This window comes from Sphingobium sp. (genome assembly GCF_041987595.1).
GTDB lineage: Bacteria > Pseudomonadota > Alphaproteobacteria > Sphingomonadales > Sphingomonadaceae > Sphingobium.
The window spans coordinates 31,349-38,832 of the sequence record NZ_JBHIWJ010000040.1 but is presented as its reverse complement, the minus strand read 5'-3'; the positions used below and the strand labels follow the sequence as shown (position 1 = coordinate 38,832).

The following is a 7,484-nucleotide window of genomic DNA, read 5'->3' as shown; positions in this document are numbered from 1 at the left end:
CCCTGCACAATGCCGGGCGGGGGGGCGATGACCGGCGGAGCCGCCACGGGAAGCGACGCCGCAACAGGGGCCGCGGCCGGAACCGGCACGGGATTGGGCGCGGTCGCGACCTGCACCGTGGGCGGCGCGGGCACCTGCACCAGCGGGGGCGGCGCCAGAACCCTAGGCTGGGAGGGCGGCGGCGGCATTTCCGCTGCCGGCGGGGGCGGCGGCGGAGTCAAATTCACCACAGAGAGACGCGCCTCCCGCAGACGCACCACATGCTGACGCACCTGGATGAGCGCCGCGATCAGCAGCGCATGGAGCAGCAGGATGATGACGATCACGGGCCAGTTGACCGGCGCGCGATCACCGTAGCGCGAGGCTGCGCCCGGCCCCGGATCGCCAGCAGGCGGAACCAGCGACAGCTTCGCCGGAGCCGAGACTGGGACGCCGTCCATGGCGTCGCCGGTCAACCTGTCCGCTATACGAAGCATGGCAAATCCCCTTTGCAGCCCTTAACGAGCGACCGATGCATAACGTAAACCCTAATGCAACTCAATCGCATCTTTAGGCTATGGTGAAGTGGGGACGGGCGGGTGGCGACCCGAGGAGGAGAGGAGTGTATCGCCACCCGACCGTTTCCTCCGGCAAGGGACAAATGCCGGAGGTTTAGGCGACAATCAGAACTTGTAAGCGAGGCTGAATACCGCCGACCGCGTGGGCGCTGGCTGCGCCCAGCTGCCGCCGACGTTGTTGCGGACAGTCGTCACATATTTCTCGTTCGTGAAGTTCTGAACATTCACCTGCGCCTTCAGATTCTCCGTGATCGGATAGGACGCCATGAACCGGTGAATGGTGTAGCTCGGCACATAATAAGCGACATAGCTACCCGCGGTCAGCTGCGCGAGCGACGGCTGGTTGAGCAGGAAGCGGCCTTGATAGGTCAGGCCATAGCCCAGTTCCAGGCCGAAGCCGAAGCGGTAGGTGGTGAACAGGCTGCCCGAATGTTTGGGCGTATTGGTCAGCGCATAGCCCGCCGTCGGATCGGGGAAGGCGGCGCTGTTGGCGCAGGTGCCCGCCGTCGGATCGACCGCACCGGGGTTGGCCAGGCAATAATCGGAGACGCCCTGTTTGATCTTGCTCTTGAGATACATGTAATTGGCGGAGATCGTCCAGTTGCTGGTGATGTTGCCGGATGCGCCGAAGGAGGCTCCCTCCACCCGCTGGAAACCATCCGTCGCCTGATCGGGCAGGGTCGGATCGCCCGAAACGACCTTGATCTGGTTGCGGTCGTTGCGGAACAGCGCGGCGGTCAGCAACAGTCTCTTGTCGAACAGGTCGGCCTTGGCGCCGATCTCGTAATTTTCGGTCGTTTCCGGCTTCACGTTGCAGGTCAGCGTCGAACAGGCGCCGTCAACCGAAGCCTTGGACGGCAGCTTGCTGTTGCCATAGGCGATGTAGAGACTGGTATCGGGCGTAGGCTTCACCACCGCGCCGATGCGGTAGGAGAAGAGATTGTCCTTCACCCGGAACGGTCCCGTCGTGCCGCTCAACTGGCCCAGATTGGCTGCGCCGGCGTCGGTCACATAGCTGAAGCTGTGGTTCAGCCCTTCCACCTGCTCATAACGGATGCCGCCATTCAGTTCGAACCAGTCGGCGAATTTCATCGTGTCGAACAGATAGGCGGCATAGCTGGTCTGCTCGCCTAGATTCTTGCTGGACAGTATGAAGTTGACCGGCCCGGTATAGACGTTGCTGCCATAAGTGAAACCGGCGGGACCCTGCACCACCTCACCCGGGTTCGAGATGCTGACCAGCGGGAAAGCTGGCGTCGATCCATCGGCGTTGCGCGGCAGCGTGCCCTGCGTCTGGCGATATTTTTCCCAAAGCGCCGAAACGCCGAGTACCAGACTATGCTGGATGCCGCCCGTCGCGAATTCGGCGCTGAGATCGAGCTGATCATAAGCCGTTTCATTGGAGATCAGGCGCTGCACGCCACGCCCGCCAGTCGGTAGATAATAGCCCGCCGGGACAGTCGCAGGACAGGCCGCACTGACACCGTTTATATCCATCGGCTGAAGGCCGGTGGAGGCCAGACAAAAAGTACCGTTCGGCTGGCTGGTAACAGTGTTCTGACGGATATTTTCATATCGGGTCAGGTTACGGATCTTCACCGCATCGCTGAACGCGTGGCTGAAGATGGCCTGAATCGAATCAGTCTTGCTGTTCTGCTGGTCGAGATTGGCGAAACCATAATAGCCGCTGCGGTCGAAATCCGGCAGGAAGCCGCCATTATTGGCATAGTAGCGCAGGCCATATTGCGGCATCGCCTTATCGTCGAGATGCTCATATTGCAGCGTCAGGCTGGTCGGACCGTCAATACCGATGGTCACGGCAGGCGCAATGCCCCAGCGCTTGTAATCCTCGACATCGCGGCCGGGCACGTCATTTTCATGATAGACGGCGTTGATCCGCACCGCGATCAAATCGCTGACCCGACGATTTGCGTCGACAGTGGCACGATAATAGTTATCCGTGCCGATGCCCGCGTTGAGGATGGTCTGATCGTCCGCCAACGGCCGCTTGGTGACAAGGTTGATCGTTCCTGCAACCGACCCGCCACCGTTCATGACCGAATTGGCGCCGTTGGTCACTTCGACCTGCTCGATATTGTAGACCTCATTGCGGTTGAGAAAAGCACCCGAGCGAACGCCGTCGACCGTGACGTCATTCTTGGCATCCTGACCGCGCAGGATGATGCGGTCGCCATAGCCGAAGCCACCCTCACCCGCACCGAAGGTAATACCGGGCACTGTCGACAGCACGTCGCGCAGGGTGAGCAGATTTTGCTGCTGGATCGTTTCCTTGCCGATGACCGTTATGGTTTGCGGCGTGTCGAGCAACGGCCGCGTATATTTCGGAGACTCTGCCTTTTCCACCTTGATCGGCGATTCATCGATGGCGGTGTCGGTGACGGTCATGCCGCCGAGCTTGGCGCCCGGTGCAGCATCCTGCGCCTGCGCCGTGGCCGCAAAAGCCATGGCCCCGACGCAGCTGAGCGCGAGGAAAGATGGACGTGACGAGTGATTGGACATGGAAAGCAGAACCCCTTTCTGAAACCCTGGGGCGCCTGCTATTGCGACTCGTTCGCATAGTCAATGCTACTGCGAACAATTATTAATTTTAGACTCCGATTTTTCGGTGAACAGCCAGCATCTTATCGCACTGGTCAGATTTGGGGGATCGGCGGCAGTCATGCGCGCAACGTCAATGCGCGCGATCAGGGCATTGACGGGCAAGCCCTCCGACGCGGCGGCCGCGCGGAGGGCTTCCCAGAAAACCGGCTCAAGGCTGATCGCGGTCTGGTGACCGGCGATGGTCACGCTCCGCTTGACCGGCGGCGCGAAGGGCGATGGCGCCGACGGCGCAACCTCGTCGATCAGATCGCCCCCGCCCATCAATACATGTGCTGCCCACCGTTGATCGACAGCGTACTGCCGGTGACGAAGCCGGCATCGTCGCTGCAAAAGAAGGCGACGCCGCGCGCGATTTCATCCGCATGGCCCAGGCGGCCCACCGGAATCTTGGCGACGATCTTTTCCAGAACCGCCGCAGGCACGGCGGCCACCATGTCGGTATCGATATAGCCGGGGGCGATCGCGTTGACGGTGACCCCATATTTGGCGCCTTCCTGCGCCAGCGCCTTGGTAAAGCCGTGAATGCCCGACTTGGCGGCGGCATAGTTGACCTGACCATATTGGCCCGCCTGCCCGTTGATCGATCCGATGTTGACGAAGCGGCCCCAGCCCCGCTCGCGCATCCCGCCGAAGGTCGCCTTCGCCATGTTGAAGCAACCGCCAAGATTGATGCGCATCACCTCATTCCAGTCGTCGAAGCTCATCTTGGCGAGTACGCCGTCGCGGGTGATGCCCGCATTGTTGACGACGATGTCGATCGGTCCAAGCGCCTCCGTCACCTGAGCGCAACCGTCAAGGCACGCCTGATGATCGCCTACATCCCATTTGAAACTGGCAATGCCCGTCTTGTCCGTGAAGGCCTGCGCCTTGGCATCGTTACCGGCATAGTTGGCCGCCACGGTGCAGCCCATCTCCCTGAGCGCCAGGCTGATCGCCTCGCCAATTCCACGCGTTCCGCCCGTGACGACTGCAACCTTGCTCATGATAGGCTCTCCTCATGTTAAAAAGTGACGGACGAAACTTCCCTCTCCAGCCAGCCGGCCAATTCGCGGCGGATCAGACTCTCATAAAGGGTCATAGCGTCCGGCGACGCGTTCAAACAACTCAAATGGGCAAAATTATTACCGCCGGATGCGATAAATTCCTCTTTGCCGCGAATGGCGATTTCCTCTACGGTTTCCAGGCAGTCTGCGGCGAATCCGGGGGTCAGAACCGCGACATTTTTGACGCCCTGACCGGGCAGTGCCTTGAGCATGTCATCCGTCGCCGGTCCCAGCCATTTCGCCCGACCGAAACGCGACTGAAACGTCACGCGGACCTCCCGGCCCAAAGCCTGCTCCAGTAGCCGCGCACTCTCCACGCATTGATCGCGATAAGGGTCGCCCAGCAGCCGCGTTCGTTCCGGCATGCCGTGGAAACTGGCGATCAGCAGGTCCGGCGCAAATTCCAGCGCGGCCAGCTGCACCTGGGTCGAGGCCCGCAGTGCCTCTATATAGGCCGGGTCGGCATAATAAGGCGGCAGGGTCCGGATTGCGGGTTGCGCCCGGATCCTGCCCAAAGCCGCATAAGCCGCGTCGAGCGCCGTTGCCGTCGTCGCAGCACAATATTGGGGATAGAGCGGCGCCAGCAATATGCGGTCGCACCCCGCGGCCATCATCGCTCCCAGCCGGGAGCCGATCGACGGATTGCCATAGCGCATCGCCCAGTCGATCGTCAGGTCCGGCCCCATGTGCCGTTGCAATCCCAGCGCCGCATCGCGGGTATAGACCGCCAGCGGCGATCCTTCCTTCATCCATATCTGCTGATAGGCATGGGCGGATTTGCGGGGCCGGGTCAGCAGGATCGGCCCGCGCAATATCGGCTGCCAGAGCAGCTGGGGAATTTCCACGACGCGAGGATCGGATAGAAATTCCCCGAGATAACGCCGCACGGACTTCGTATCCGGCGCATCCGGCGTACCAAGGTTGATGAGCAGAACGCCTGTCTTTCCCATGGCTTTCAATCCTCCGCCAGCAGCGGCAGGTTGCGGTGACGCTGCCCGGTGGTGGTGAACAACGCATTGGCGATCGCGGGCGCGACCAGCGGCGCACCGATGTCGGTGAGACCAGCGGGCGCGCTCGTGCTACGGATGAGTTCGACTGTTACCTCTCCGACATCGCTGAGCCGGGGCAACCCCATGCGTCCCAGTATCGCGCGCGCCGGCATTCCCCTGGCATAAGGCACCGACGCCCCCATGGCGAGCGCCAGTCCATGGATCAGGCCGCTTTCAATCTGCTGCCGGGCGATATCGGGATTGACCTGATCCCCGCCATCGACCGCCGCGATAATCCTGCTGACCTGCAACTTGCCCTCGCTGATGCCCGCCTCCACCATAACCGCCGCATAAGCTCCATTCATCATATGCGCGGCGAGACCCTGCCCGCTACCCGCAATGCCGCCCTGCCACCCGCCCATGGCGCCCACTGTCGTCAGGCAGTGGGCAAGGCGCGGATTGCCGCCCAGCATCTGGATGCGGAAGGACATGGCCTCCATCTGCGCCTGATGGGCCAGTTCGTCTATGAAACTTTCGGTGAAGAAGGCGCCGTACAGATGCGCGTTGCCCCGCGCGAAGCCCAGCGGCAGGCCGACATCGGCGGGAAAATGATCGACCGCCCAGTTCGGCACGGCATAGGGCAGATCCATGCCCGCCACCGCCAGCCGGGTCGACGCATCGGCCGCCTCCGCGCTCGCCTCATGCGGCAACCTGCCATGCGCGATCCGCGCCCAGGTCTGCGTCATGGCGCAGGGCGCGGCGACCTTCGCCGACCATCCCTCGATCGCGCCGTTGCGCCCCAGCTTCCCCGCCATGCGCGCATGAGCGGGCGCGCTGGGCCGGTCCTGAATCACATCCTCCAGCCGGGACCAGAGAAGTTGCACCGGCCGCCCCAACTCCCGCGACAGCAAGGCGGCCTGCACGCCCGCCTCATGCTCCATATGCCTGCCATAGCCGCCGCCCGCATGCAGCGGATAGAGCGTCACCGCGCCCGCCGACAGCCCCAGCGCCTTCGCGATCGCCGCCCGCGCCAGACTGGGCGCCTGGGTCGCCATCCACACTTCGGCCGCTTCGTCGGTAATCCGCGCCGTCGCGCTCATCGGCTCCAGCGCCAGATGCAGGCCGGGCCGCACCCTATATTCGCTGGCGAGGATGGTCGCATCCTCGAACAGTGGCTTCAGATCGCCCCGCGCAAAGAGCCGCTCGCCCGATGACCCGGAAAAGGCCTGTTCCAGCGCCGCTTCCATGGCCGCGCTGTCGACCGGCCTGCCGCTGAGTTCAAAGACCGGATCGCACAGGTCCAGCGCCTTGTTCGCCGCCCACCAGTTGCTCGCGACCACCGCGACCCAACGCTCTTGCCGAATCAGCTTCAGAAAGCCGGTGACGGACTTCGCCGCGCCCTCATCCACGCTTTTCAGCACCGCATCGCCGATCGGCCCCTGCCTGATCGAGGCGAAGACCATGTCGGGCAGGCGAATGTCGGCGGCGAAATTGTGGCTGCCGTCGATCTTGGACGGCGTATCGATCCGGGGCAGATCCTGCCCCGCCAGCCGGTCCACCTCCGCCTGACGAAAGGGCAGGATGTCGGGCAGGTCAAAGGTCGCGGCATCCTCCACCACCTCCCCGATCTTCAGCGTGCGCCCCTTCCCGCCCGGACCGCCGCCGTCGGAAATGATGCCGTTCTGAATGTCGCAGCTTTCCCATGGCACGTCCCAGCGCGCCGCCGCCGCCTTGCAAAGCAGCACCCGCGCCGCCGCACCCGCCTCGCGATAGGCCTGATGAAACATGGGTAGCGACGTTCCCGCCCCGGTCAGCATCAGCGCGCTGCGCGTGGCATATTGCTCGATGGTCCAGCGGCCCGCATCCCCCACCAGACGGCTCCAGTCATTGGCCAGCCATTCGTCCGCCAGCAGCGTGTTGGCGTAAAGCGGGCTGACCGGCGCGCTCTGCACGCCAACGGTGCGCCAGTCCGCGCCCAGTTCATCGGCCAGCGCCTGCGGCAACAGGGTGGTGATCCCCTGCCCCATTTCGGTCTGCGGCACGACGACGATCACCTGCCCCGCACGATCGATCTTGAGGAAGGCGTTGAAGGCGGTCTCGCCCGGCGCGGTGTTGAGATTGGGCCGATATTCGCGGGGCCATACCGCCCATGCCAGCAACAGCCCCGCCGCAGCCCCGCCGCCGACCAACAGCGTGCGCCGGTCCAGGCCCTTCTTCTCCGTCTGCTGTGCCTGCCTTCGCGGTGCGCGCCCCATGATTCATGGCTGTAAAGA

General features: G+C 63.3%; 5 protein-coding genes and 1 pseudogene. All 6 read right to left on the bottom strand.

Features of this window, described 5'->3' with window-relative positions; all coding sequences use genetic code 11:
* Positions 1-476 (bottom strand): annotated as a pseudogene (locus ACFC3J_RS12075) (energy transducer TonB); the annotation flags it as partial.
* Positions 477-662: 186 nt separating this feature from the next.
* Entirely contained in the window at positions 663-3,077 is a 2,415-nt protein-coding gene (locus ACFC3J_RS12070; RefSeq protein ID WP_375196416.1) for a TonB-dependent receptor, read from the bottom strand.
* A 66-nt stretch (positions 3,078-3,143) separates the two neighbouring features.
* Positions 3,144-3,440 (bottom strand): ribbon-helix-helix domain-containing protein, encoded by a 297-nt coding sequence (locus tag ACFC3J_RS12065; protein ID WP_375196415.1) that lies wholly within the window; start codon positions 3,438-3,440, stop codon positions 3,144-3,146.
* Positions 3,440-4,162: an acetoacetyl-CoA reductase gene (gene phbB, locus ACFC3J_RS12060; RefSeq protein WP_375196414.1), complete on the bottom strand. Its 723-nt coding sequence runs from the start codon at positions 4,160-4,162 to the stop codon at positions 3,440-3,442. The genes ACFC3J_RS12065 and phbB overlap by 1 nt, the downstream gene beginning before the upstream one ends.
* Positions 4,163-4,179: 17 nt before the next feature.
* Positions 4,180-5,172: a ferrochelatase gene (hemH, locus tag ACFC3J_RS12055; protein WP_375196413.1), complete on the bottom strand. Its 993-nt coding sequence runs from the start codon at positions 5,170-5,172 to the stop codon at positions 4,180-4,182.
* Between the two features lie 5 nt (positions 5,173-5,177).
* Positions 5,178-7,466 (bottom strand): molybdopterin cofactor-binding domain-containing protein, encoded by a 2,289-nt coding sequence (locus ACFC3J_RS12050; protein WP_375196412.1) that lies wholly within the window; start codon positions 7,464-7,466, stop codon positions 5,178-5,180.
* Positions 7,467-7,484 lie beyond the last annotated feature (18 nt).